The organism is Planomonospora sp. ID82291 (assembly GCF_015711645.1).
In the GTDB taxonomy this organism is placed as follows: Bacteria; Actinomycetota; Actinomycetes; order Streptosporangiales; family Streptosporangiaceae; genus Planomonospora.
The window spans coordinates 40068-63985 of record NZ_JABTEX010000006.1 but is presented as its reverse complement, the minus strand read 5'-3'; the positions used below and the strand labels follow the sequence as shown (position 1 = coordinate 63985).

Sequence of the window (23918 nt, the reverse complement as noted above, 5' to 3'; positions counted from 1 at the left end):
GTACCTTCCTTCGGAAGGGCGGAGATTGCCGGCCGGACGACAGCCAACCTCCTGCCGCACTCCTCGAATCTGCCTTCACCCAGGTGGCTTGCGCTGTGCGGCCTATGCCCAGCATCCCGCCGGAACCCAGTCAGAACTCAGGAAATAGTGATCATGAGCCGATACCTTGACCCCGACGCGCGGTTCCTGATGAGTCGGACCGTCGTCCGCATGCCGTACTTGCCTGACAGCCTCAACTCCCGGGACCCGTGGCCCCACGTCACCAATCGGTCTCCGATCCGCATGAGGCGCATCGCTGAACAACTCTGCGCCCAGTTCGACCGCGAAACCGACATGCAGGTCGGTTATCGTGCGGCTACGCCGCCAGGCGGCCATGTGACCGTGGTTCTCCTTCCCTCCACCTGGTACCTCATCGGCCGTGCCCGGCTCATCGCCGGTGCCGTTGGCGTCTCCACCAACTTCACCGAAGGGCCTGGCGCGACGTGGGTATACGTCCACCCGAACGAACGCGGCCGGGGTCTCATCCAGCAAGCATGGCCACACATCGCCGGAACCTGGCCGGGGGTGCAGCTAGTCGGGCCGTTCACGAAAGCCGGTGCTGCCCTACGTGATCGCCTGGCCGGCAACGCCTCGTGACCAGCGCGATGAGCTCCACCCCGCTTGACTGACATTAACCACCCTATACTATTTTATATAGAAATTAGGGTTGCCGTTGTGTCCCAGCACAGCGCTCTCACTCCCCGAAAGGCCCCCTCATGGCTTCCACTACCGGCACGCGCCCCATCCTCGCGCTGGACGTCGACGACGTCCTGAACCCCCGCAACACCCACGTCGCCTCCCGCGCCGAGGCGGCTGGCCTGCCGCCGTACAAGCACCACCTTTACACCGGCCCCACCCCCACGGGCGATGTCGTCAACGGCGAGGTGCTGCTCAACCCCGCCCACGGCGCCTGGCTGCGCGATGTCGCCGACGCCGGTGTGGAAATCGTATGGGCCACGTCCTGGGGGGCGACCGCGAACGCCTGCATCTGTCCCGTCTTCGGGCTGCCCGAACTTCCGGTCATCCCGATCAGCCTCTACGACAGCACCATCACCTGGGGTCGCGTCGGCAAGTTCGGCGCCGTCTGCAAGTACATCGGTGACCGGCCGCTGGTGTGGGTGGACAACGCCTTCGGCGGCAAGGACCTCATCTGGGCTGAAGACCGCACCGCCGGCGGCATCGCCACCCTGATCGTCCACGTCGACCCCGCCTACGCGCTCACCCTCGACGACATCGCCAGCGTGGACACCTGGCTCGATGCCCTTCGGGCGCGGGCGGCCTGGTGAGCTGTTCGACGTGTACCCGCTGCGGCGGGCCCTGCGACTACGGGCCCGGCCTATGCACGAGCTGCTCCTGCCGGTCCTGCCACGGGGCGGTCTTCTTCGGCGGCGACTGCGCCACCTGCCACGGAACCGGCCTGCGTCAGGCTGCACCCGCCGCTCCCCCGGCGGCTGAGACGCTGACCACTGAGGAGGTCGCGCGCGCCGTCGAACGTATCCAGGCGATGCAGCAGGTGATGGGGGGACAGCCTGGCGTGGCCGAGGCCGAACTGGCCGCCCACGGGCTTCACCCGGTCTCGATCGCGCACGGCGACGCCCAGGACGCCCAGGCCGCCCACCTCATCTACGAGTGGGTGCCCCAGTTGGCCGAGGAGACCGGTCCCGTGCACGCCCGGGTCGGCGGCAACGACTACACCACGGTCGTCTTCGCCACTGCCGAGGCTGCGGCGACGTTCACCGCAGCGGCCCGCGCGGCCGCACCCACCTGGTGGAAGATCACTCCTACAGCTCAGCCGGTGTGGCGCTGACCTCCGGTGACATGGTGAGGGCGGGTGGCCGTACGGCTACCCGCCCTCACCATCTGCCGCGCCCCTGCCGCCCACGTCAGGCAGGGGTGCGCGGTCTACACCATCACCGGCCGCTGGTGCGGCGCGCTTCCTCGCCTCCAGCTGCGGTTCTTCTCCTTGCAGGCGACCGGGCGGGACGCCACCTCCTCGACCGTGTCAGCGGGCGGGGTGCCGTCCGGCGGCGCCGAAGCCGACGGCTCCGCCTCGCTGGAACTGGTGGGGGCCGGTTCCTGCGTGGGGGCCGGCTGGTCGGTGCCCGTGGGCGTGGGGACCGGTTCCTGCGTAGGGGCGGGCGTGGGGGCCGGCTGGTCGGTCGGAGCAGGCTCCGCTGTAGCAGAAGGTGCGGGAATCGGCTCGGGCGTGGGAGCCACGGTCGGCGCGGCGCTGGGTTCCGTCTCAGGTGTCGAGGGCGACGACTCGGGATGCTGCGTCGGGGCTGAGGCCGAGGGCATAGACGCATCGGCGAGTGGCGATGGCGCTGCCGGGGTCGTGGCCTCCGCTGACGGCAGTTTGCTCTCCGGCGTGGGCGTGGGCGAGGGAGACGTTGCGGCGGTCAGCGCTGGCGCGGCCGTCGGCACAGCCGGTGCCGCCGTGGTGGGCGCCGCGGACACCAGCCCGTCCGATGGGCTGGCCGGTCCGCTCGTCGCTTTGACGGCGGGTACCTCGACCGGTGAGCCGTTCGGCACTGTGGGCGTGTCGCGGTTGGGTGTCGGTGACGGCTCTGCGGCCCCCGGCCGGACCGGATCGCCGCTCGGGCCGAGCAGGTCGTGGAAGCCGGTCGCGGCCTGCTCGACGACCGGAGCCGCGGCGACGATGGCCGGGACGGCGACCAGTGTCGTGGCCACCGGCGCGGAAACTCCCACCAGTGCCTCTACGCCCGCCACCACTCCCACCGTGAACTTGGTGACGGTGGTGGTGGCGGGTCCCGCGGTTGCGCTGGCCGAGGCTGAGGCGACTCCTGTGGTCGCCGGGACTGAGCCGGTCCAGGTGGTCAAGCCGCTCGCGCTCAGACCGCTGACCGAGTGGCCCAGCTGGACGGTGGCAGCCGGGTCGAACCCGGGGATGTTCGGTGCGCCGGTCAGCCTGCTGGAAGCGGCGGCCATCAGGAGGCTGGTGGCCGACAGTCCGGTGACGGTCTCGATATCCGTCGCCGTATGGGTGATCAGGAACAGGGCGAGGGCCAGCACGGCGGCCCCGGTGGCGCGTGCCCCGATCCACCGCATGAGCTGGCGCAGGTAGCCGCTGTTGCGCTGGGCGCCGGTGCGGGCTGCGGGGAAGGCTTCCGGGTCCACGGCGATGCGGGAGTAGTCGTGCTCCGCCCGGGAGAAGATGTCGACGATCTTGCCGTACTGGTCGGGGGTGAGCATGTGCTTGTCCACCCAGGCCCGGCTGACCGGCCGGCGGGGGTCGCCGTCCCAGGTCGTGCGTGACACGATCCGCTTGACCGTGACGCCTTCCTCATCGCGCAGGCGCCGCATGCCCATGCCGATGATGTGGCGTAGCACCGCCTGCTTCAGCTTGGTCTGCTCCTGCTCCCGGCGCAGCGCGGCCACTCCCGCGTCCAGGAAGGCACGGCCCTGGTGGGGTGCGTTCCGGGTGGCCAGCCACAACTCCACCGAGGTGGAGATGAGCAGTTCCTCGAACCCAGGCGGCTGGTCGGCGTCATTGCCGGACGGCCATCGGGCGGCGCCGCCGAACCCGGAATCTCGTTGATCTTGGGGGGACACGTGCAGGGCTCCTGAGGTGTTCAGGGTGGAACGAGGTACTGTTAACCAGCCATCAGCTCTTCTTGCAGGTTATGGGTGCCGCAGTTAATTTCCGGCGGTTAATCTGCCCGGTAGGAGATCATCTGTCAACCTGGAGGTCGCGCCGCGCGGGAACGACGGGTAACGTTTCCGCCGACCCACCCCGGACTACCCCGGTCCACCTCGTATTGGAAGGCAGCAGAGTGCCAACGTTCGCCGCCCGGCTTAACCAGCTCTGGGAGCAGGTGCCCCGTGAGGACGGCAAGCCGTACACCCTGCAAGAGGTGGCCGAGGCCGTCACGGCGGCAGGCGTACCCGTCACCCGCGAGTACCTGTCGATGCTCCGCAACGGCAAACGGGTCAACCCCTCCAATGACCTGAAGAAGGCGCTGGCAGAGTTCTTCGGCTTCGAGGCCACCTTCTTCGCCGACTCCCCCCGAGGGGAGCAGATGCGGCGCGAGCTCAACGAGCTGCGTGCCCTGAAAGATTCCGGGTTACTCGACGTCATGCGCAACGGCAAGGTCGCGGCCTTCGCCCGCACCGCCGCAGGACTGCCCGAATCTGACCTGGCCACCTTGCAGAACGTTGCCGATGCGATGCGCAGAGCGGCGGAACTGTGCTCCGGCTCCAGCCTCGACCCCGAAGGCAAACCTTCCGCCTGATTGCCGTACGTTTGGGCGCGTTCGTGCCCGTTCGATCTTCGAAGGTATGTCTGCGTGCCCCAGTTCGACCCCGCAACGACCCTGCAGACGATCGGGCTGCCTCGCCGGCTGACCGCGTCCACACTGGTCGCCCACTACGCCCAGGCGCTGAGCCGCGACATCCGGCTGGCCGCCTTGCCCGGCCTGGCCGCGACCACGGGCTGGTGCGGACTGTGGATCCGTGGTGACGACGAAGTCGACCACATCTTCGTCGATCAGGCCACGACGGCCGTCTCCACGCTGGAGACCCATGTCGTCGCCCACGAGATCGGCCACATCGCCGCCGGGCACGACCAGGGCGTCACCGCCGAGGCCGGGCTCATCGCCATGCTGAAGGAGCGCTTCCCGACGCTGCCGCCGCATGTGATCGTCCGGGCCGTCATGGCCCGCACCACCTATGAACTCCAAGCCGAGCACGAGGCGGAACGTTTCGCCACCCTCGTGATGGCGCGCGCCAGCCTCCAGTCCGGCACTTCCTTCGGACGTGCTGCTGCGCGGATGTTCATCAGCTGGAAGGAACCCACCTCCTGATGTCCGAACGCTCCCATCTGATCTTGATGGTGCTGATGTGGCTTGTCGTCGTATGGCGTGCCAGGACGCTGTCCACCCCGGGTATCCACCGTCAACGCTGGCTCATGTACGTGGGCATCACGATGACGTGGACGCTGTCGTCCCCTACCGCTCTCGAGCCGTGGTTTGACCAGGTGGACGCTTGGGCGGGGTGGCCACTCATCTCGGGTGTGAAGCGGACGGTGGCCATCTTGTCCGCCGCGGCCGTGTCCACCTTGTACTTCGGTATCACCCAGCGCTCCATCCGCTGGGTGTGGCCTTCGGCTCTAGGAACGCTCACCGTGATGGCAGGCGCACACATCGCCTCCGGTCACACGGTGGGAGCCATCGCCGACTGGGACGGCTCCATGGCGGGCCGCGTCTACTTCGTCGCCTACGAGGCGTTCCTGGCCATGACCTACGCCATCGCTGGCGGGGTCACGCTCATGCACGCCATTATCGATCATGGTGCCCGCAAGGACATCCGCATCGGCATGGGCATCCTCGGTGTCGGCACCATCGCGTGCTTCCCGGTTGCCCTCTACATCCTGTGGTGCCTGCTGGTGGCCGGGCCCGGCGTCTACGCGGACCAGCAGTTCCGCGGTGTTCAGGCGCTGATGCTGTTCGCATGCGTGGTCGGCTCGATGGTGCTGGAGATCGGCGCCGCCATGCACGCCCGGCGCACCCGCCGGCTCCTGGTCGGCCTGACGCCGTTGCACACCGCGGCGGCTGAACTGTTCCCCGAGCGGGTTCTGCCGATGCCCGTCGACCAAGAGCAGCTGATCCGGCACGTGGTAGAGATCCGCGACGCCCAGACGGCGCTGGCCGCCTACCACCCGGATCCCGCTCCGGAGTCCGACCCGGCCGCCGCGGCGCAGTGGTTCACGACCGCCATAGCCAACCACGCCGCCGGAAAGCACGCCGAGCGGGGCACGCTGGCCGTAGCCACCGCCGCCGTAACCCGGCAGAAGTTCATGGACGAGGCGAAGTGGCTCGCGGCCGTTTCCCGCGCGTACGGGCAGGCTGAGGCGGTGGGACGCTGACTTCGGGCACGCGCACGCCGAGCCGCGCTCACCGCATCGCGGCCGCGGTCTCGGCCGCCTTCAACCCTCGGCTGCTGCTGCCGCCGCTGCTTCCCCTTGCGGGGCTGATCGAAGCGGGCCGGACAGGGCTGCTGTGGGGACTGGCCGCGACCGTGGTGTGCACCGGCGTGCCCTTGGCCGTGTTCACCGTGATGGACGTGCGCGACGGCCACCGCAAGAAGGTGCTGCCGCTAGCCATCGCAGTCGGCGTCCTCGTCGCCTGTCTGGTGGCGTTCGCCGCGGCGGGCGCGCCACCGGTGCTGGTGTTCGTCGTGGCGTCGATGCTGACCGGCCTCGTCTCCAAGATCCCTGTGGCGCGCACCTGGGACGTGTCCTGGCATTCCTCGATCGTCGCCGGGTTCGCCGTGTGGATGGTCTACCTGTTCGGGCCGTGGGCGCTACCTCCGGCGATCGCCGCGGGTGCGGCGATCGCCTGGTCGCGAGTCCACCTCGGGGAGCACACTCCCGCGCAGGTGGTGGTCGGCCTGGCACAGGGGGCCACGACGCCGCTGATCATCCTCGCGATCTTCGGTTAGGAGCCGGGCAGATGCCGACGTTCAACGCATGGCTGCGCCAGCTATGGCAGACGGTTCACCACCCCGACGGCCGCGAGTACACCATCGGCGAAGTGCAGGCGGGGCTGGCGTCCGCCGGCATCCGGCTTGACCCGGTGACGCTGCAGGAACTGCTGGACGGCACCCGGTCGCGGCCCGACGAGGCCACCGTGGCGGCCATCGCGGCGTTCTTCGACTTCGACGCCACCTACTTCGCCGACTCGCCCGCCGGGGAGCAGATCCGGCGCGAACTCGCCGACTTCGCCGAGCTTCGCGCCTCGGGCGTGCTCAAGCTGCTGCGCGACGCCCAGGTCAAGCACTTGGGCTTTCGCGGCTGCGCGGTCAGTGGGGACCCGCGGCTGGCGATCGAGACCCTGGCGAAGGCGCTGCGAGCCGCCCAGGAGCCGCCCCAGCGACCGTAGCGGGGCACTCTCCTTCCGTCCCGAAGGGCAGCCGTCCGCTGTCCCGGAGCTTTTCCACGTCATACGACATCACCGACTTCTCACCCGAAAGGGGCTGATACGTGCAGCGTGACACGTTCGATCCTCGGCGGGTCCTGAAGCAGGTAGGGCTCCCCTACCCTGTGACCGCTGAGACGCTGGTCGACCACTTCAGCGTCGCGCTCGACAGGACAATCCAGCTCGACGTCATCACCGGCCTGTCCCGCGCCGGCTGGTGCGGCCTGTGGGTGCTGGGCGACGACAACATCGACTACTTGTTCATCGACGCCGGCTATGCCCGCATCCCGGCGCTCAAAGCGCAGGTCGCCGCCCACGAGCTGGGACACATCGTCGCCGGTCACGACCAGTCTGCCACCTCAGAAGGAAATGTGATCGCCCTGCTGCAGCAGACCTTCCCTCACCTGCCGCCCACGGTGATCGCCCGCGCGGCCGCGGCCCGTTCCACCTACGATACACCTGAAGAGAAGGAGGCCGAAGCGTTCGCCACCGCCGTGATGAGCATGGCGGCCGCCGAAGCGCGCCGGTCCTCGGGCGCCACCGGGCGCCGTGCCGAAGGCGTCCTGGGCCACCCGCTGGGCGGCGGCCGTGGCTGAGATCCGGCAGTACCTCGTGTTGGCCGTGCTGTGGGCCGTCGTCCTGTGGCGCGCCCCGGCCGTCCGCAGCTCCAACGGCGCCCGCTCGCTGTGGCTGACCTTCCTGTCGCTGGCGATCGGCTGGACGCTGACCCTGCCAGCCGTCTCCGGCTGGTTCAACGCGCTCGTCGGCTGGGAGTTCACGCCGCTGGCCAAACGGGTGGCCATCACAGTCGGCGCGGCTTCGGTCGCCGCGTTCACCATGGCCGTCACCGGCCGCAACACCCGCATCGTGTGGTTCGCGGCCGGCGTCACCGGCTGGGCGCTGGTCATCGCGCACGACGCCGCCGACCATCGGGTCGGCGAGATGGAGGACTGGGACGGCAGCGTCGCGGCCGGCTGGTACTTCGGCGTGTTCGACGGCTTCCTCGGGCTGGCCCTGGCCGTGTCCGGCTACGTCTCCCTGCGGTACGCGCTCGGCCGCGGCAGCGCCGACGACCCCGGCACCACCCGGCTCGGCATGGGTATCTTGGGCGCCGGCATGCTCATCGGCATCGGCTCCCCGCTGTACACGCTGTACGCCCTGCTCATCGCCGGTCCCGGTTTCCTGAAGCTGACCCAAGCCCGCTGGGTCATGGCGGCCTGCTTGCTGCTGTGCACGCTCGGCACCTGCATTCCGGCGGTCGCCACCGGGTGGCGGCGCCTACGGGTGCACCTGACGGTGCGGGCGCTGCAACCATTGCACTCCGAGCTGGCCGACCTGTTCCCCGACAGCGTCATGGACGCCGCCACCGTCGATGAGCAGTTGGTGCGCCGCACCGTGGAAATCCGCGAAGCGCTGGTGGCGTTGACGCCGTACGGGCCCGGCCCGCTGTCGGAAAGCGACACCCAGCAGGCCGCGCACTGGGTGGCGGCCGCGATCGCCGCCTACCGCGCGGGCGAGCCGTTCACTGCACCTGCGGGTGCGCTGGCCGTGGCTGAGCAGACCGTACCCGCTCGTACCGACATGATGGCCGAAGCGGCATGGCTGGCCCAGGTGTCGCGCGCCTACGTGAGTCTGACGAGGCCGCATTGACCGCCGCCGACACCCGCAGCCGCTCGACGGCGGCGTTGAAGACAGCCCACTGGCTCACCGAGGTGTTCGCGCCCGCTCACCTGGTGATCGCCTTGCCGCTCACCGTCGGCGCCGTCACCTCCGGGTGGCCCGGTGTGGGATGGGGGGCGCTGGCGGCGCTGCTGTGCGGCGGGGTGCCCGCCGTGGTGATCGTCGCCGGTGTGAAGTCAGGCCGTTTCGGCAACCGGCACCTCACCGACCGGGCGCAGCGGCCGTGGCTGATCGGGGTGATCGTCGCCCTGGTCCTCATCGCGCTGGCGCTGCTGGTCATGCTCGGTGCCCCGGCCGTGATGGTGGCGTGCGTGGCCATCATGCTGGCGACGCTGGCGGTCACGGGCCCGATCACGCTCTTGTGGAAGATCAGCTTCCACACGGCCGTCGCCGGGGGTTCGGTCGTGATGCTTGCGTGGCTCCTGCCACCGGCTCTGGTATATGCGGCCGGGGCCGTGGTGGTGGCGTTGGTCGCCTGGTCGCGGGTGATGATCCGGGACCACACGCTCGCGCAGACCGCTGCGGGAGCGGTGGCCGGGGCGGCGGCGACGTGGGTCACGCTCACGGTCCTGTTGTAGGGCAGGCGCCGGGTCCTGGCCGTCGCGAACCGGCCGGGATCCGGCGGAGAGCGGTCACCTGGGCTTCTATGCCTCCGCCGTCATCAAGCTGGCCTCCCCGTTCCCGAGATCTCCTCCGAAGTCGATGGATCAGGTCACCCGTGCGTATTCCGCGTCAGTGGCTGCTGCTCGGTACCGGTCACCTGATCCAGTTCGTCGTGGTGCTCGACGAGGCGGTCCTCCTGCGCCGGGTAGGCGGCCGCGAGGTGATGCGCGGGCAACTGGAGCGGTTGGTCGAGGTTGGTGAGCGGCCCGATGTGGAGATCCGGATGCTCCCGTTCCTCGTCCCGTAGGGCGTGGAGCAGGTCAGAGATCAGGCCGGTCTCTGCATTCGGAAGGGGTTACGCATGAGGAGAGGGCATCGGCGGCGCCTGGGCAGGGCACCGGACCAATCGCGGTGGCAGGTCGTGCAGGCGCTCGCGGCCGTGGGCCGGTTCGTGGTCGAGCTGGCCCGCTGGGTGTGGGGAGTGAGTCCGATATAGGGCGGCTGCACGGCGGAATCCCCCTGCCTGCACCGGCAGGAAGGCTGGCGCGGGCGAGCCGGTCCGTCGTGCTGTCGCCCGGCCGGTGAGGGACATGGTGAAGGCCCGGCACGATCGCGGTGCCGGGCCTTCACCGTGAGCGTCATCAAGCGGCCTTGGCGAAGGCTGCCTTCCACGTCGCCTTGTCCACCGTGCCGGTAACGATGAACCCGAGCCTCCTCTGCAGCGCGCTGGTGCCCTTGACGGTGGCCGGGCCGTACACACCGTCGACCTCGACGTCGATGCCGTGATCGGCCAGGCGCGCCTGGAACGCCTCGACGTCGGCGCCGCGCAGGAACGCCTTGCCCTTGGTGTAGACCAGGACGCGGGTGAACCGCGGCGGCGCGGCGGGCTTATCGCCGAGCTCAGCGCGGACCATGGACAGGAACACATCCCACGGGAAGTGCTTGCCCGGGTCGGTGTGGTCACCGGTGCCCGGGTAGGCGCGGGTGACGTCCACGTGCCCGCAGATTCCCTTCTTGCCAGCGGCGACCTCGCTCGGGGTGAGCTTACGCACCGGGATCTTGTACTTCTTGCACCAACGGGCGACGACCTTCGCGGCGTTGGCCAGCGTCGCGCGGGAGAAGGCGTCCAGCCACTCGGTGCGCGTCTGGCGGGCGTAGCCGGTGAGTTCGACGTGCAGGCCGTCGGCGTTCGCGTTGGGAGCGCACCAGGCGGTGTCCCCGTCGTCCACTGACCGGACCATGCTGTTGTTGTCGACGTTGACGTGCGTGGAGGTGCGCGGCGAGCTGGTGGCGAACCAGCGGGCGACGGCCTCGGCGGTGGTGGGCTTCTCGGGCGCCTCCATTGAGTGGCACACGATCAAGCGCACCGGTCGCACGCGGCCCTTGGTGTAGTACCTGGCCTGGATCTTCTGCACGGCAACTCCCCCGAGTCCGGAAATCGACGTCGGGAGAGTGCCGGGGCGGCGAGCTTACGTCGCATCGGCTGCTGGCCTGCCGCCCCGGGGGCGGGGTCAGAAGGACAGCGCCGGTTCGGGTGCTGCCACGGCCCGGTGCGTGGCGGCGATCGCGGTGTCGACGTCGGTGAACAGGAAGCGGGCCATGGCGCCGGTGCCGGGCGCCGACCAGCAGCCGCCGTGAGCGGGGTCGCCGTCCCGCAGGGGTCCGTCGGGGTCGTGCCGGCGGATCAGCCAGCCGCCGTCGTGGGGGACGCCGTGGACGCTGCGCAGCGGGTCGTGCTCGGGGCTGCCGGGTGGGGCGTTGTGAACGGTGTAGCGGGTGGCCAGGTGGGCATGCGGGTCGGTCAGGCCGGCGCAAATCTGGCCGAGCAGGGCGGTGAAGCGGCCGGTGGTGCCATCGACGACTTGGTCGCGGATGAGGTGGTCGAGGAACCAGGCGGTGGACTCGTCCAGCGCGATGCCGTCCAGCAGGGTGAGGATGTCGGCGCGGACGGTGTTGAAGGTGGGCTGCATGCGGACTCCATCAGCGTGGTGAGAGGACAGGGTGGGGTGGGCGCCGCGCAGGCACCCACCCGCGGGGAGTTAGGGCATGCCGAGGATGGCGTAGGCCGTCTTCCGCGCCTCCTCGAAAGGCCGCTCCCAGTCGTTGCGGTGGGTGGCGGGCCCGTCGGGGTTGTCGAGGTCCTTGACGTCGTAGTCGGCCAGGTCGCCGTTCTTGTCCAGTTCGGTCCACAGGCCGGTGGCGAAGTTGTAGATGGGCCCTGCGGGGGTGCTGTGGCGCACCGCCCACCCGTGAGGGCCGCGCTCGACGTAGACGCGCTGGTCGGGATTGTAGGCGAGGTCGGTGGGCGGCACCGGGTTGATGTCGATGGTGTAGCGCGAGCAGGTGTCGATGTGGGGGTCCAGCAGACGGTGGAAGTCGATCAGCAGCCGCTCAGCGGTGGCCTTGCCGTCGGCGGCGCTCTTGACCGGGTAGACGTTCGGCTGGCGGTCGCTGGCGGGCAGGTAGCTGGTGAGCGTCCACCCGCTGGCGACCACGGGCCCTGCGGGGGTGCCGTCAGCGTCGACCAGCTGGCTGGTCGCGCCCGTGGGCGGGTTGATGACGAACAGCAGCACATCGCCAAGGTGGCCGTGTTGGGAGGTGCGGGAGCGGCCGATGGTCTTCTTGGTCCAGACCAGGGGTGAGGTCACGAAGTGGTTCTCCTTGACGGGCGGGAGGGTGAAGCGCCACCCACCAGGGAAGCACTTTAAAAACACATGAACAGTATATGATAGTTAATAAATTGATGATTGATTGTACGCGGCGCTGAAGGCTACGGGCGTACGGGGTGCTCCTCGATGCCGAGGATGCGGTGGGCGGTCGTGATCGCGTCGTCGCGGTCCATCGTCAGCCGGTCCAGGTCGTCGTCGAACGCGTCCCAGTCGGCGAGCGCCTCATCCCACAGTCGGTCGTCGCGGCGGCCATGGACGATCAGCCACGGGTGCCGGGGCTCGACCGTGTAGAAACCGTCGTTATCGACGGCGCGCAGCTCGTCGCGGCGCACGACGTGGACGGTGTCTTCGGGGTGGTAGCCGGGGCTGCCGGGCGGGCGGCGGTGCACGCTGTAGCGGGTGGCCAGGTGCGCCCACGGATCGGTCGCCGCGGCGGTGTGGCCGGCGTGCGGGGAGGCGGGGGGTTTCGTCTCGCGTGCGGTGCCGGTACCGAAGTCGTCGGGGAAGTCCGGGTCGCCGGCGAAGACGGCGTGGCCGCCGACGGCGGTGATGGTGTTGACGTCGTCGGGGTCCTCACCGGTGAAGACGACGGTCCCGGTGAAGACGTAGTGGGGGTGGGCGTCGATGAGGGCCTGCCACTGGTCGGCCAGGTCGCCGAAGCGGCTGGGGTAGTCGCAGGCGGCGACGAGTCCCCGGGCTGCCCGTTCGCCGCCTGCGGGGTCTTCTGCGATGTCGAAGATCAGGTCGACGGGCGGATCGCCGTCGCTGGGGCGGTTTGCGGGCAGGTGGGGCTGCCGGGGGCGATGGCGCGGGCGGGCAGCGGCGGGCTGACGCCGATACGGCCGTCGGTCTTGAAGGTGGCTCCCACACGGGTCCTTTCGCAGGTGAGCGGAGTGCGCCGGGCGCGGGGCTGCGGCGTCCGGCGGTCAACGGAACAGGTGGCGCAAGTGGTCTGCGGCGTCGCGGGTAAAAGTGAAGGTGCGCACGGCGGCGGTGTCCTGGGCGGCGACGGCCGCCTTGGTCGCCTCGTCGTGCCCGGGGTCGCTGTGGTCGGGGAAGACGTCGAAGTGGGGCTCGCCGTGCGGGCACAGCGACACCAGCACGGTGGCGAACTCGCTGCCGTGGCCGCGTACGACGACCTCCGCCCAGCGGGCCGCGCGGTCACCGGGCGGAGGCGCACACGGCGGCGGGCACGGCAGCGGCCGCAACTGGTCGCGGATGGCGCTGTCGTTGTCGTAAAGCCGGGCGAGACTGTAGAAACCCGCCCGGTCCAGGTGGGTGCGCAGGGCGGTGAGTAGCGAGTCGGTGGTGACGGTGGCCATGGCGGGCCTTTCTTGGGAGGGGGCGGGGAGCCCTGTGCTCCGCGCGGTCGGCGCGGAGCACAGGGCGGAACTTCACCAGTCGGCGATGACTTGTCCGTCGCTTATGGTGATCACGGCGGGGCCGCCGTCAAGGGCTTCAAGGGTGACGCTAGCGCTGAAGGTGCGGCGGGGGTGACGGCGATCATTCAAGGGTGTCTTTCTGGGGTCCGGCTCGGGGACCGAACCGAAAGGGAAGCCCTTCATTGTGATAAAAATAATATAGGATCGTTAATAGGCTGGCAAGTCGAGCCCATAGTGCGGCGCGGCACCCCCGCGCTCACACACGATGGCCGTACACCGTCCACCGCTCCTCTCCCGCGAAGCCGTCGTTCCACTCAAAGGCGGCGACGTCGTACAGGCGCCCGTTGAGCGGGACTCGGCGCTCGGCCAGCTCGGCCAGGTACTCCCCCACCACCTGGTTGTGCCGGGCATCGGCTAGGGCGTAGTGCTCACCGGCCTCCTGTACCGGCAGCTTGGGGTTACCGAGCCGGGCGGCCTCCTGCTCCAGGTCGTTGGTCCGCCACGGCACCCCGCGGGGCAGCTGCACCATGGGCCGACCGGCCAGCCACGCCAGAGCGACGTGGTCGAAGGCGCTGTAGTACGCCCATAGCTCCGGCTCGGGGGCCGCCGCGATGAACGCATACACCTCCTCGGCGATCTGGGCGCGCGGTTTGACGTGCGGATGGTTCAGGTCGAGCCATGCGTCCGGCGCGGCCGGGCCGCTGGCCAGCGGCAGGTGCGGCATCACGTTGGCGCGCAGCCACTCGTGGCCGTACACCCGTTTCTGGTCGAAGTCGGCGCTGACGGCGTAGTACTCGCGTTCGCCGGCGACCAGGCCGATGGAGATGGTGTCGATGCTGCTGCCCGTGTCGTGGAATTCGGTGTCGTAGTAGATGCGGGTCAACAGGTGCTCCTGGGGAAGGCGGGCGCGGCCCAGGGGCGGCGCCGGGTGGAAGAGCGGGGCGGTCAGGCAGGGACGGGGATGACGGTGGTCTTGTCGGCCTCCTTGTCGAAGTTGACCGGGATCGGCGGCAGCCACGTGACCTTCCTCAGCTTTCGGCCCTTGCCGTGCCGGAAGGTGTGGAAGTGCGCCCGGCGCAGATGCGGGGGCACACTGCGGTCATCCGGTCCGCCCGCGGAAGCGCGGCGGGCGCTCGCGGCGCGGTAGGCGCGCAGCTTTGCGCCGATCCGGTAGCCGACGTTCATCACGCGCGGCGGTTTCGGCCGTGCCGCGCCCCGGCCCTTGCCCCTGCCTCGCGGTGCTGGCGCGGGCGGCGCGGCGTCGATCTCGGCGTTGACGGCGCACAGGTAGATCAGCAGGGACACGGCGCGGCGCAGCATCACCCCGACGCCTCGCCCACCGTTGGCACTGGGGAAGCGGGAGAGGCAGCCGTCGACGAGTTCGGCCACCGTCGCGTCGGCGTCCAAGCCGAAGCTGACGTGCGTCCAGACCAGGTCGGGAATGCCGCCCGGGGTGTGGGGGCGCCCGTCGCGGCGGTGCATGACGCCGACGAAGGTCAGCGCGATCACGTCGCGTTCGGGGTGGTGGGTGGAGCACTGGATGGTGATCGTCGTGCCCTTGGGAGGCACCAGGCCCAGGTCGCCGTAGGCGGCGACGGCGGCGTCGGGAACCGTCTCCGATCGGCGGCCCGACAGGAACACCCCGACGACCTTCTCCACCAGGTCGCCGCCGTCGTCGATCAGCAGCGGCTCGGGAAAGCAGATGAACGGGTCGGAGTGCGGGAGCTGGTCGAACAGGTTGGCGGGGATGATGTCACCCGGGTCGCTTTCCCCCAGCTCGTGCCACAGGGTGCGGTCGATCGCGTAGGTGATGCGGTAGCGCTTCCACAGGCGGCAGGCGGCGTGCTGCTGGGCGGTGAAGACGAGGTCCTGGCCGGCGCGCGGGTTGCGGTCCATCAGGGCGGCGAGGCCGTCGGGGATGGGCGGCAGAGCACCGGTGCGGGCCGCCTCGCCGACGGTCGCGATGTAGGGGGCGGCGAAGGGGAAGGCCTTCCAGCGCCGAACGGACTCCCGGTTGTTCGCAGTGATCATTTCGGCGAGATCGGCGGCGGGCGCGGCCTTGAGCGTGGTCAAAGGGGATGTTCCTACGGGGAGAGAGGGCGGCGCGGCCGGGTGCGTCGGCCGCGCCGCGAACGGGGCAGGGGAAGGTCAGGGGCAGCCGCAGGCGGCCACGTGGCGCTTCAGGTAGCGCAGGTCCTCTCCGGACAGGTGCGCGATGCTGTAGGTGCTGTCGAGGTGGGCGATGTGCAGGTAGGCCGACGTGCCGAGGTTGGTGAACAGCAGGCCGGGCCAGAAGGTTGCGCGGTCGGTCTCGACGAGGTGGAGCACGGCGGGACGCGGCGGGCAGGAGCACGGCGCGGGCGTGGCGGGCGGGCGCGTCATGGTGGCTGGTCTCCTCGGGGTGAGAGCGCCTCCCCGCCCGAGCGGGCGGGAAGGCAGGGAAAGGGTCAGATGCCGTTCTCGATGTAGCGGGCCAACTGGTGCAGGGCGGAGGCGCGCATCTCCTCGACGCCGCTCCAGCTGCTCACGGTGTGCTCGAACCTGACGGGGTTGTACGGGTCACCGGCGCGGCGGTAGGCGTGCCCCACGTAGTACGAGAAGGGGTGGACGGTGATCTTGACGCCGTCGCGGGTGCCTTTCACCTCGGGGGCGTGGAAGACGTGACCGCCGCCCCGCGGGTGGTAGGTCTCGGTGATGCCGCCGGGGTGCTCAACGGTCACGGGGGCGACGGCGGCGATGGTGGCAGTCGTGGTCACGGTGTCCTCCTGGGCTCATACGGCAAGGAATCGCTTCCCCTTGCTCACATGAAAAGAATATAAGAGAGTTAATAAAGGAGTCCACTTGCGCCTATCTGCCCGCTATCCGGCCAGGTCAGCCGCAAGCGGGCGGATGCGGGGGTCACACGTCGCAGCAGCCGAACGCCCGGCAGTCGGCGATCCGCTGGGCGGCGATCCGCTCGGCCTCCAGTTGGGCGTACCGGCGGGGACGCAGGTGCATGCTGCGAGCCAGGCGGAACGCCGTACGCCGGTCGACGCGGTAGTAGCGGTTGAAGCGGGCGAGCGCGTCCTCGCGTTCAGGCGAGCCCGGCGCGGCGGCGAACACCGCGTTGGCGCGGGCGGAGATGACGCCGGGCACGGGGTAGACGGTGGGCCGGTATACGCGGCCGTTCATCATGATCTCGTCAGCGCTCAGCCTGCGGCGGGCGCGGCTGTTCGTGACGGTCTCGTTCAGGCTCAGCATGTCGTCTCCAGCGGAGGCCTCCGCCCTGGGGGCAGCAGGGCGGGGTGGGGCTCGACAGCCGGCAAGGAGTGCTCGAAGCGGCACACCCGTCCGGCTTCGGCGTCGCAGATCGTGCAGGGAGGGAGGAGGTTCATGGACACCTCTCGGGAAGGGCTCTGCCCCGGCACGGCGTGCCGGGGCAGAGCGGAGGCGGATGGTCAGGCGGGCACGGAGGCGGAGGCGGCCGCGAGCACGGTCCCGTCCTCCACCAGGCCGGAGTACTTCTCGGCGTAGCGGCGGAGCGCGGCGGCCATCGGGTTGGTCTGGTTGGCGGCCTCGCCGTAGGCGGGGTTCAGCCAGGCGCGCAGCGAACCGGCGGAGACCATGAGCGCCAGGTGCGCGGGGAAGCCCTCCCCGATGGCCAGGGCGACGATCTCGGTGTCAGCCAGAGCGGCGAGCCACTTGTAGACCCGCTGACCGAGGATCGACATCTCGAGCACCTGCTCGGTGGTCGGCTCGGTACCGGCCTCAATGGTGCCGTTGGCGACGGCGGCGGCGATGTACGCCTGGCGGGCGCCCAGGACGTGGCGGGCGATGACGAACCAGTACGCGGCGTCGGTGTGCTCGTCCATCAGCTCCTCGGCGAGGCTGTGGTGGTAGCGAGCGGCGGCGTGGTGCGCGGCGATCTCGGTGACGTTGCGGCGCGGCATTCATGTCCTCCAGGGATGGGATCCAAGCAAGGGAATCGCTCCCCCTTACTCACATTTATATAGTATATGATAGTTAATTAAATGGGGAAGTCGAGGGTGGCCGGGAGCGTCGCCCCTGCGCTCCCGGTGACCTCACTGTGCGGCCGCCCGCTCCTGCTCGGCCAGCCACGCCACCCGCACCGGGTCTGTGTGCGAGCGCAGGTTCGACCACGGCGGCAACGGCGGCAGGCCCGCGATGACGCGGGGTGCGAAACGCGGATCCGGCTCGTAGCGCAGATCGACCGTGGTGACGTGCAGCCGGGCGGCGCGGTTCGACGGCCGCTCTGGGTGGGCGAGGGTGAGCAGCACCCGCGGCAGGCTCGCGTCGGCTGAGGGCAGGGGCTCCACCGCCACAATGGGCGCCTCCACGATGTAGCGGCTCGCCTGGAACACGCTCGGCAGGCTCACGTCGTCGGTCCAGCCGGTGTAGGTCCGGCGCGGCCGGTCCAGGCCGTAGGGGTCCAGCAGTTCGGCGATGGCGGCCACGTCGCCGGCCGGCACCAGCAGCCGGGTCGCCTCCTTCCGGTGGGCGCGGGCCAGGCCGCGCGCCAGCGCCCGGGTCACCTCGTGGCGCAGCCAGCCGCACCGGCACTCGGCAAACGACTCGTCGCCGTAGACGAGCGCGCCTCGCCGGTTGATCCTGCGTGACCGGTTCCACGAGTGGGTGGTGCGCGTGGTGTGCGCGGCGGGGGCCGAGTCGGCCAGCGCCTGGCGCAGCCGCGCCAGGACGCCGGCGTGCTCGTGGCCGGGGTCGTCCAGGCCGCGCCAGGAGCCATACCGCAGCAGCGTCTCCAGCTCGGCGCGGCGGCCGGTCAGCTCGGCCATCGCGCCGGCGGTCGGCACGGCGGGCGTGGGAGTGGAGGTCACGGCGGGGCCTTTCGTTCAGAGGGGGAAGGGGCGGCGCGCCTGGCCGTGCCGCTGCCCGCAGCGGCACGGCCAGGCGTCAGGAGAGGCCGGGCAGGGTGTAGGTGAGGACGACCGGGTCGGGTCCGTTCCAGGCGCCGAAGCTCTGCTCGGGGCAGGAGGTGCCGGTGCGGTCGGCGCGCTCCAGCAACTCAGTGGCCGACCAGCCGCGCCGGTCGAGCTCGGCTGCGGTTTCGTCGCGGGTGCCGGCGAACGTCTCGCCCATGACGACGGTCGAGAAGATGGCGTAGCAGTCGTCGTCGGGGGCGGCCTTGAGGACGTAGCTAGGCATGGCGGAAAACTCCAGAGAATGAAGGAAGGGGCAATGGCGGCGGCCGCCGCGCGTTCGCGCGGCGGCCGGGAGAGGGCGGCGATCAGCCGCCGAAGATCTTGCCGCAGGTCGCGTCGAGGTCTCCCGCCTCGCGCACCTTGCACAGGAGGCGAAGGAACACCTCCGCTTGCTCGCCGCGCAGGATGCCTTCCACGAGCGCCCATTCGGCGTCGGTGACGTCGAGGCCTTCCAGGTGGTCCTTCGCGGTTCCGAGGCGGTAGGCGAACTCGCCCTCGTCGAGCATGGCGATCTCCTTGTCTTCGGCGGCAAGAATCTTTCCCGTATCTACATAAAAAACAATATATGAGAGTTAATATAGTGTCCACTGGTGGCACGGCGCGGGCCGTACCACCAGGGACCCGCCACGCGTCTCAGGAACGAGCCGTCAACCGGTAGCGGCGCACCACCGCCTCGGCGACGGCCTCGGCCTCGCAGACGTCGCCGTCCTCATCCGGCGCCATCACCTCGGCGAGGAAGGCAGCCAGCTCGGTGTAGGTGTCCAGGTCGGGCATGCGCGCCTGGAACGCCTTCAGCGCGATGACCGCGGCGAACTCCTCCGCCTGCTCGGGAGTGAACGCCCACTCGCCCACGCGGACGCGCCCGGGCAGCTCGCCAACGAGGGGGAACACCGACGGCCGACCGGGCACCACGTCCGGCCAGGCGACGTTGCGGTCGACGTGGACGTACGGCAGCGCGATCGCCGCCGGGTGCCGGTCACCGGTGGCGTTCTCCCACGTCGGCGGCTCGGCGCGGCAGACGACCCATGCGGGGTGCTCCGGGGTGGTGATGAGGTAGCGGTCGCCGGGGTGATGCTGCATCCCCTTCGCCCAGTCGCCCGTCGCCACCAGGGCGGTGACCGTTTCCCATGCGGCCTCCAGGGTGCGCGGTGCCGACTTGTCGAGCACGCGCACGGCGGCCTGGCCGCCGATGCCGCTGCCGTCGTGCCAGAGCAGCGTCATGCTGCCGATGGAGCGCCAGACGATCTCCCATGCGGACGGCACGAAAGGCGGGGCTTCAGGGTCGTCGAGAGCCCAGGTGAAAGAACCGCCACGCGGGTGCGGCGTGAAGGTGACCTCGACGGCGCGGCCTGCGGGGGCGACGGCCTGGTCGCCGGTGATCCGCTGGACGTTCCAGCGGGATCTGGCCGGCAGGTGGACGGCGAAGCTGCCGCTCTCGCGGGTCAGGCCCGCGGTCCAGGCGCCGGATTCGACGAACGCCTCCACCACCTGCCAAGCACCGTCGAGCCGCTGCGGCAACGGCCTGTCATCCGGCATCCGCAGCGCGCGGACGGGCTCGGCGCCGACGAAGGGGCCCCAGCCGGGGGCGTCCCAGGCCACGTTCATGCTGCCGTGCGGCTGCCAGATGATCCGCCAGTTGCGAGGGCGGTCGTCGAGGTGAAGGGGGGCCGTCCAGGTGAAGACGCCTCCCCCGCCGGACGCGGGGGTGAAGGTGACGCCGATGGCGGGCGGAGTGTAGGTCATGATCGGTGTTTGCCTTTCGCGGCTGATCGGGCAGGAAGGGTGCGGCGGCGGGCGGGCTACAGAGGGCGGGGACGCAGGTGGTCGTAGCGGCCGCGGTCGGCCTGCTGGGCGGCGCGGTGAGCACGCAGGGTCTCCACGCTCATGTAGGCGCGCCAGTCCGCCCAGGCGTCGTGGACGCGTTCGTGTGCGCGGACGTCGCGGACGTGCTCGTCCATGTCGAGGGTGACCGGCCCGACGTAGGTCTCGCACTCGTCGCACACCACGCGGTAGACGGGCACGTCGGTGGCGTACACGCCGCGCACCACCGGCGATTCCTGGTCCCACCCGGGCAGCGGCTGCGCGGCGGTGCGGGACGCGGCCGCGTCGGCGGCCGGCTGGGGGGTGGGCATCGAGAAGACCTCCGTAAGCAGGGATGGGGAGAGGCGGGGCGCGAGGGCGGGGCGGGCGCCCTGCCCTCGCGGGATGTCAGAAGGCGACGCTGAGGAAGCGGTCGACCGTCGGGAGCGCGGGCTGGGTGAAGCAGTCGCCGGGCTTGATGTCGGGCAGGGTGACGGCGTAGCGCAGCATGACGTCGGCGTCTTCGACGGCCAGCGCTCCCCGGGACAGGGCGACGAGGTTGGCGACGGCCGCATCGGGGGTGATCCAGCCGTTGCGCAGGTCGGCGGCGTCGAGGGCGAGGAAGGTCACGGCGGCGGGGTTGGAGTCGCCGATACCGGCGTCGGTGTCGGCGCTCAGGAGGGCGCGCATCCGGGTCATGGTGGTGATAGGCCGCTTGCGGGACATGGGGACCTCCAGGGGGAAGGGCAAGGGGATCGCTCCCCCTTACTCACATAAAAAAAATATAGGAGAGTTAACAAAGAGTCCAGTCGAGGTCCGGGCGGGTGCCGGTCAGCGGATGCCGTCCGCTCTGTCGGCCGCCGCGGCCAGGGTGGGGAAAGTCGCGCGCAGGTAGTCGTAGGCGGCCTGCTCCGCCGGGTAGATGGTGCCGCCTGCGGGGCAGCCGCTCGCGCCGCCCGACGGCAGCGCGCCGGCGAACGCGGAGCGGGCCGGCAGCGGCTCGGCCCGCTCGCACCACGGGCAGGCGGACGGGGGCGAGGGATGGCTGCCGGGCGCCTCGCGCCGCTGCCAGGCGGTCGCGCCGGCCCGGCTCGTCTTCAGCTCGATCTCGACCGTGCCGTTCTCGGTGTAGGCGGTGATGTAGTAGCGGCACCCCCAGCAGTGGTCGGTGTGCTGGAACCTGACGCCGGACAGGACGGCGCGCTGGCCGTCGAAAGTGACGGTGGGGGCGGGCGCCGTACGGCTCGGCTCGGCATAGTCCCAGGCGGCTTTCTCGGTGTAGCGGGTCGGCTGGGTGCGGGCCACGGGGCAGCTCCTTGCTGGCGGGGACGCACGGGTGAGGAGACGAGGGGCGGCGCGCCGTTCTGGGGCAGGTGATCATGGTACGGGACGGCACGCCGCGAGGTCATGAGGCGGTGGCGAGCCGCACGAGGTGCCGCTTGGCCTGGGCGGCGAAGTCCCGCCCGCCAACGGTGTGGCCCCACCACTTCAGCGCCAGGTCCGTGTTGTCGAGGTAGGCGAGCAGGGCGGTGGCGTTGTCCTCCCAGTGGATGCCGTTCCACACGTTGTCACGCACCTCGGTGAGGTCGTCCAGGGTCTTGCAGCCCTTCAGGACGTCGCACTCCGAGCAGGACGCCCAGCCGAACACGGACAGGCCGTAGCGGCCGTCGTGGTGGCGCAGCAGGGCGAAGGTGTCGCCTTCGGCGGCGTCGCCGATGTGGGCCTTGAGCGCGATGGTGACCGGCATGGAGTTGACCAGGTCGCTCCAGTCGTACTGCTTGCTGGGGTCGAAGGTCAGGGGTGCGAGGGTGTAGGTGCCGGCCATGAGAGCCTCCGGGAGGGGAAAGGGCGGGGAGGGGAGGGTGCCCCTCCCCGCGGGGCGGGGAAGTTAGTGGGCGTCCCAGTCGACGAACTCGACCGAGATCAGCGCGGTGGACTTGCTTCCGTCGGGGTGGACGACCACGCACGTGAGGGCGGCGGGGTTGTCGTGCGGGCGGGCGGTCTCGACGTGCAGACCGTCCGCGGAGCGTCCGTTCTGGTCGGCCAGGGCTTCGACAACGAGGTTGCGCACGAGGCGGTTGACCTCTCCCATCTCGGCGATCTCGTCGCGGATCGGCATGCTCACGGGTTCCCTTCTGCCGGGCGAGCCAGGGGACCACTTCCCCTAAACCTACGAGAAAATAGTATATGAGAGTTAATAGCGATGTCGAATGGTCATCAACGACTGTGGGCCCCGCCCCCGGAAGGGGCGGGGCCCGCTGTTTCATCAGGTTCGCCGACGCCTGGCGGTCTCCTACCGTCCGGCCTCCGCGCCGGTCAGCGCATCGCACACCCGCCCGCAGGCCTCGCCCAGGATGGTGACGCGCGCCCCGGCGACCGCGGCATCCTCATATACCGTGAGCACAGCCCGGCCGCCACCGAAGGCGACATGCAGATACACCTGCTCCACGGCGTCGAGGTTGAGCACGCCGGCGGTCTCCGGGCCGTGCGCCAGCGCGAGCATGCCGGCCAGCCGGGCGCGGCCGTCCGGCGGCAGCGTGCACCTACGGCCGCCGATCTCCACGGTGACGGCCCCACGGCCAGGGGCGGGCGAGCTGACCGCCAGCGTTCCGCCGGAGGACTCGAGCCTGTAGTCAGCGCAGTCCCACCCGTACCCGGTGCAGAATCCGGCACTGTCGATCGTCCAGTCGGGCGACGTCGGGCACGCACCCGAGAATGCCGCCTCGATGCGCCCCTCGGCCGGATGCTCGATCTTGCTGCCCATAGCGGGTCCTTTCCAGGAGGAGGTCTGGCGGGTCACTCGTCGCCGTCGTGGTCACCGGGAACGGTGACGGCGGTTATGGAGACCTGCTGGCCGTCGATGAGGACTCAGCCGTCCTCGGTGATGACGGCAGGGCCTTCGTAGGTGGGCATGCGCTGTCCTTTCGACGCAGGTGGAGAGCGGAGCCGGCGGCGGGGGCGGAGTGCCGGTGCCCCGCCGCCGGCACGTTCACAGGCAGGTGCCGCAGTGCGGGCACCGCTCGGGCTGGTCGCCGTCGGGCGACAGGTAGGCGTGCACGTAGTACGTACCGCAGGTGAACGCCACAGGGTCGGCGCCGCAGCAACTGGTGAAGACGGGCCCCTCCTCGTCGGGGCCCTCGGCCAGCAGGCCCGGGTCGAGAGCCCCGCAGGCCGGGCAGGCCGGGTCGGCATGAGGGGCGAAGCGGCGCCTGGCTGTGCGCGCCGTCCCGGGGGACTGGACATGGCGCCGCGAGCGGGGGGCGGACTTGAGGGGGGTGGAGCTCACGGGCGGATCCTCCGGCGACGGCATGCAGGACCATTCCCTCATGCATATTACAGTACAAGATAGTTAATAGTGCATTGATGAAAGATCCGCCACCCTTCGCCCTGGAGTTGCCGCTTTATTAACTATCATATATCTTTTTATCAGAGCAACGGGGCGGGCGTGCTGCCGCCTCTGGCTTCTCGCTCACCGCCCCTGCCGAAAGGACCCTGATGGCCACGCCGCCCGCTCCGTTCTTCGTCCCCTCCCCGCCGCCGTTCGGTGTCGTGCTGGACGTACCGGCCGCACTCGCCGGCAAGTACGCCCAGGCGCAAGCCGAGCTGGCGCTCGCACTGTCGGAGGCCGGGCTGGAAGCCGAACGCCAGCCCGGTGGCGTCTACGTCACCATCACCCCGCCCCGGCCGGGCTGGTCGGCGGTGGCCTTCCCCCGGTTCGACCAGCTCGGGTACGTGCTGGAACTGCGCTTCGCCCTGACCGCCGCGCCGGGCGCACACGCATCGGTGTCGGACGGGTGGGGCCGGTTCGTCCCGTTCGCCCGCGCGGTCGCCTCCTGCCTGTCCGACCACGACCGACTGCTGCCCCGCTGA

At 70.2% G+C, this 23918-nt stretch carries 37 protein-coding genes; 14 read left to right on the top strand and 23 right to left on the bottom strand.

What is annotated here, in order from left to right; translation table 11 throughout:
- Positions 1 to 153: 153 nt before the first annotated feature.
- The 3 genes from HS045_RS29710 to HS045_RS29700 all read left to right on the top strand — a co-directional run bounded on the left by HS045_RS29710 (position 154) and on the right by HS045_RS29700 (position 1846).
- Entirely contained in the window at positions 154 to 636 is a 483-nt protein-coding gene (locus tag HS045_RS29710) for a hypothetical protein (protein WP_196454922.1), read from the top strand.
- 119 nt (positions 637 to 755) lie between these two features.
- Positions 756 to 1325 carry an HAD domain-containing protein gene (locus tag HS045_RS29705; protein ID WP_196454921.1) on the top strand — a complete coding sequence of 190 codons (570 nt, stop codon included), beginning with the start codon at positions 756 to 758 and terminating at the stop codon, positions 1323 to 1325.
- 230 nt (positions 1326 to 1555) lie between these two features.
- The gene (locus HS045_RS29700) at positions 1556 to 1846 is read left to right on the top strand and encodes a hypothetical protein (RefSeq protein WP_196454920.1); all 291 of its coding nucleotides are present in this window, start codon (positions 1556 to 1558) and stop codon (positions 1844 to 1846) included.
- A gap of 95 nt (positions 1847 to 1941) precedes the next feature.
- On the opposite strand, the gene HS045_RS29695 is transcribed toward HS045_RS29700, so the two are convergent.
- Entirely contained in the window at positions 1942 to 3612 is a 1671-nt protein-coding gene (locus HS045_RS29695) for a hypothetical protein (RefSeq protein ID WP_196454919.1), read from the bottom strand.
- A gap of 221 nt (positions 3613 to 3833) precedes the next feature.
- On the opposite strand from HS045_RS29695, the gene HS045_RS29690 reads away from it, so the two are divergent.
- From HS045_RS29690 to HS045_RS35655, 10 genes are all read left to right on the top strand, one after another.
- Complete coding sequence (locus HS045_RS29690) at positions 3834 to 4292, top strand: hypothetical protein (RefSeq protein WP_196454918.1); 459 nt, start codon at positions 3834 to 3836, stop codon at positions 4290 to 4292.
- Between the two features lie 54 nt (positions 4293 to 4346).
- Positions 4347 to 4862: a hypothetical protein gene (locus HS045_RS29685; protein ID WP_196454917.1), complete on the top strand. Its 516-nt coding sequence runs from the start codon at positions 4347 to 4349 to the stop codon at positions 4860 to 4862.
- Complete coding sequence (locus tag HS045_RS29680; RefSeq protein ID WP_196454916.1) at positions 4862 to 5923, top strand: DUF6545 domain-containing protein; 1062 nt, start codon at positions 4862 to 4864, stop codon at positions 5921 to 5923. The genes HS045_RS29685 and HS045_RS29680 overlap by 1 nt, the downstream gene beginning before the upstream one ends.
- Positions 5924 to 6090: 167 nt before the next feature.
- Positions 6091 to 6498 (top strand): phosphatase PAP2 family protein, encoded by a 408-nt coding sequence (locus tag HS045_RS29675; protein ID WP_196454915.1) that lies wholly within the window; start codon positions 6091 to 6093, stop codon positions 6496 to 6498.
- Between the two features lie 11 nt (positions 6499 to 6509).
- Complete coding sequence (locus HS045_RS29670; protein ID WP_196454914.1) at positions 6510 to 6938, top strand: hypothetical protein; 429 nt, start codon at positions 6510 to 6512, stop codon at positions 6936 to 6938.
- A gap of 101 nt (positions 6939 to 7039) precedes the next feature.
- Entirely contained in the window at positions 7040 to 7570 is a 531-nt protein-coding gene (locus HS045_RS29665; protein WP_196454913.1) for a hypothetical protein, read from the top strand.
- On the top strand, positions 7563 to 8624 hold the full coding sequence (locus tag HS045_RS29660; RefSeq protein ID WP_196454912.1) for an MAB_1171c family putative transporter: 1062 nt from the start codon (positions 7563 to 7565) through the stop codon (positions 8622 to 8624). The genes HS045_RS29665 and HS045_RS29660 overlap by 8 nt, the downstream gene beginning before the upstream one ends.
- Positions 8621 to 9232: a phosphatase PAP2 family protein gene (locus tag HS045_RS29655; RefSeq protein WP_196454911.1), complete on the top strand. Its 612-nt coding sequence runs from the start codon at positions 8621 to 8623 to the stop codon at positions 9230 to 9232. Before HS045_RS29660 ends, HS045_RS29655 begins: the two co-directional genes overlap by 4 nt.
- A gap of 140 nt (positions 9233 to 9372) precedes the next feature.
- Positions 9373 to 9564, top strand: a complete 192-nt coding sequence (locus tag HS045_RS29650) for a Scr1 family TA system antitoxin-like transcriptional regulator (RefSeq protein ID WP_196454910.1) — start codon at positions 9373 to 9375, stop codon at positions 9562 to 9564.
- Between the two features lie 54 nt (positions 9565 to 9618).
- Positions 9619 to 9753 carry a hypothetical protein gene (locus tag HS045_RS35655; protein WP_255531970.1) on the top strand — a complete coding sequence of 45 codons (135 nt, stop codon included), beginning with the start codon at positions 9619 to 9621 and terminating at the stop codon, positions 9751 to 9753.
- A gap of 145 nt (positions 9754 to 9898) precedes the next feature.
- Here HS045_RS35655 and HS045_RS29645 read toward each other — a convergent pair whose 3' ends face one another.
- From HS045_RS29645 to HS045_RS29540, 22 genes are all read right to left on the bottom strand, one after another.
- Positions 9899 to 10672: an N-acetylmuramoyl-L-alanine amidase gene (locus tag HS045_RS29645; protein ID WP_196454909.1), complete on the bottom strand. Its 774-nt coding sequence runs from the start codon at positions 10670 to 10672 to the stop codon at positions 9899 to 9901.
- A 96-nt stretch (positions 10673 to 10768) separates the two neighbouring features.
- Positions 10769 to 11227, bottom strand: coding sequence for a hypothetical protein (locus tag HS045_RS29640; protein WP_196454908.1), 459 nt, complete (start codon positions 11225 to 11227; stop codon positions 10769 to 10771).
- 69 nt (positions 11228 to 11296) lie between these two features.
- Positions 11297 to 11905 carry a hypothetical protein gene (locus HS045_RS29635; protein ID WP_196454907.1) on the bottom strand — a complete coding sequence of 203 codons (609 nt, stop codon included), beginning with the start codon at positions 11903 to 11905 and terminating at the stop codon, positions 11297 to 11299.
- 122 nt (positions 11906 to 12027) lie between these two features.
- A complete protein-coding gene (locus HS045_RS29630) occupies positions 12028 to 12315 on the bottom strand; it encodes a hypothetical protein (RefSeq protein ID WP_196454906.1) in 288 nt (95 codons plus the stop codon).
- A 537-nt stretch (positions 12316 to 12852) separates the two neighbouring features.
- Positions 12853 to 13248: a hypothetical protein gene (locus tag HS045_RS29625; RefSeq protein ID WP_196454905.1), complete on the bottom strand. Its 396-nt coding sequence runs from the start codon at positions 13246 to 13248 to the stop codon at positions 12853 to 12855.
- 316 nt (positions 13249 to 13564) lie between these two features.
- Positions 13565 to 14191 (bottom strand): 3'-5' exoribonuclease domain-containing protein, encoded by a 627-nt coding sequence (locus HS045_RS29620; protein ID WP_196454904.1) that lies wholly within the window; start codon positions 14189 to 14191, stop codon positions 13565 to 13567.
- 62 nt (positions 14192 to 14253) lie between these two features.
- Positions 14254 to 15381, bottom strand: a complete 1128-nt coding sequence (locus HS045_RS29615) for a hypothetical protein (RefSeq protein ID WP_196454903.1) — start codon at positions 15379 to 15381, stop codon at positions 14254 to 14256.
- A 75-nt stretch (positions 15382 to 15456) separates the two neighbouring features.
- A complete protein-coding gene (locus HS045_RS29610) occupies positions 15457 to 15690 on the bottom strand; it encodes a hypothetical protein (RefSeq protein WP_196454902.1) in 234 nt (77 codons plus the stop codon).
- Positions 15691 to 15755: 65 nt separating this feature from the next.
- Positions 15756 to 16064, bottom strand: coding sequence for a hypothetical protein (locus HS045_RS29605; RefSeq protein ID WP_196454901.1), 309 nt, complete (start codon positions 16062 to 16064; stop codon positions 15756 to 15758).
- Between the two features lie 142 nt (positions 16065 to 16206).
- Positions 16207 to 16548, bottom strand: a complete 342-nt coding sequence (locus HS045_RS29600; protein WP_196454900.1) for a hypothetical protein — start codon at positions 16546 to 16548, stop codon at positions 16207 to 16209.
- Between the two features lie 197 nt (positions 16549 to 16745).
- Positions 16746 to 17237, bottom strand: coding sequence for a hypothetical protein (locus HS045_RS29595; protein WP_196454899.1), 492 nt, complete (start codon positions 17235 to 17237; stop codon positions 16746 to 16748).
- A gap of 132 nt (positions 17238 to 17369) precedes the next feature.
- Positions 17370 to 18143 carry a hypothetical protein gene (locus tag HS045_RS29590; RefSeq protein ID WP_196454898.1) on the bottom strand — a complete coding sequence of 258 codons (774 nt, stop codon included), beginning with the start codon at positions 18141 to 18143 and terminating at the stop codon, positions 17370 to 17372.
- Between the two features lie 76 nt (positions 18144 to 18219).
- Entirely contained in the window at positions 18220 to 18471 is a 252-nt protein-coding gene (locus HS045_RS29585) for a hypothetical protein (RefSeq protein ID WP_196454897.1), read from the bottom strand.
- Positions 18472 to 18553: 82 nt separating this feature from the next.
- Positions 18554 to 18754, bottom strand: a complete 201-nt coding sequence (locus tag HS045_RS29580; RefSeq protein WP_196454896.1) for a hypothetical protein — start codon at positions 18752 to 18754, stop codon at positions 18554 to 18556.
- Positions 18755 to 18881: 127 nt separating this feature from the next.
- Complete coding sequence (locus HS045_RS29575; protein ID WP_196454895.1) at positions 18882 to 19991, bottom strand: hypothetical protein; 1110 nt, start codon at positions 19989 to 19991, stop codon at positions 18882 to 18884.
- A 56-nt stretch (positions 19992 to 20047) separates the two neighbouring features.
- Positions 20048 to 20380 (bottom strand): hypothetical protein, encoded by a 333-nt coding sequence (locus tag HS045_RS29570; RefSeq protein ID WP_196454894.1) that lies wholly within the window; start codon positions 20378 to 20380, stop codon positions 20048 to 20050.
- 76 nt (positions 20381 to 20456) lie between these two features.
- Positions 20457 to 20774 carry a hypothetical protein gene (locus HS045_RS29565; protein ID WP_196454893.1) on the bottom strand — a complete coding sequence of 106 codons (318 nt, stop codon included), beginning with the start codon at positions 20772 to 20774 and terminating at the stop codon, positions 20457 to 20459.
- 105 nt (positions 20775 to 20879) lie between these two features.
- Positions 20880 to 21353: a hypothetical protein gene (locus HS045_RS29560; RefSeq protein WP_196454892.1), complete on the bottom strand. Its 474-nt coding sequence runs from the start codon at positions 21351 to 21353 to the stop codon at positions 20880 to 20882.
- A 100-nt stretch (positions 21354 to 21453) separates the two neighbouring features.
- A complete protein-coding gene (locus HS045_RS29555; protein ID WP_196454891.1) occupies positions 21454 to 21873 on the bottom strand; it encodes a hypothetical protein in 420 nt (139 codons plus the stop codon).
- A 63-nt stretch (positions 21874 to 21936) separates the two neighbouring features.
- Positions 21937 to 22173, bottom strand: coding sequence for a hypothetical protein (locus HS045_RS29550; protein WP_196454890.1), 237 nt, complete (start codon positions 22171 to 22173; stop codon positions 21937 to 21939).
- Between the two features lie 168 nt (positions 22174 to 22341).
- On the bottom strand, positions 22342 to 22812 hold the full coding sequence (locus HS045_RS29545) for a hypothetical protein (RefSeq protein WP_196454889.1): 471 nt from the start codon (positions 22810 to 22812) through the stop codon (positions 22342 to 22344).
- A gap of 225 nt (positions 22813 to 23037) precedes the next feature.
- A complete protein-coding gene (locus HS045_RS29540; RefSeq protein WP_196454888.1) occupies positions 23038 to 23334 on the bottom strand; it encodes a hypothetical protein in 297 nt (98 codons plus the stop codon).
- A gap of 209 nt (positions 23335 to 23543) precedes the next feature.
- Between HS045_RS29540 and HS045_RS29535 the strand changes: the two genes are divergently transcribed.
- The gene (locus tag HS045_RS29535) at positions 23544 to 23918 is read left to right on the top strand and encodes a hypothetical protein (RefSeq protein ID WP_196454887.1); all 375 of its coding nucleotides are present in this window, start codon (positions 23544 to 23546) and stop codon (positions 23916 to 23918) included.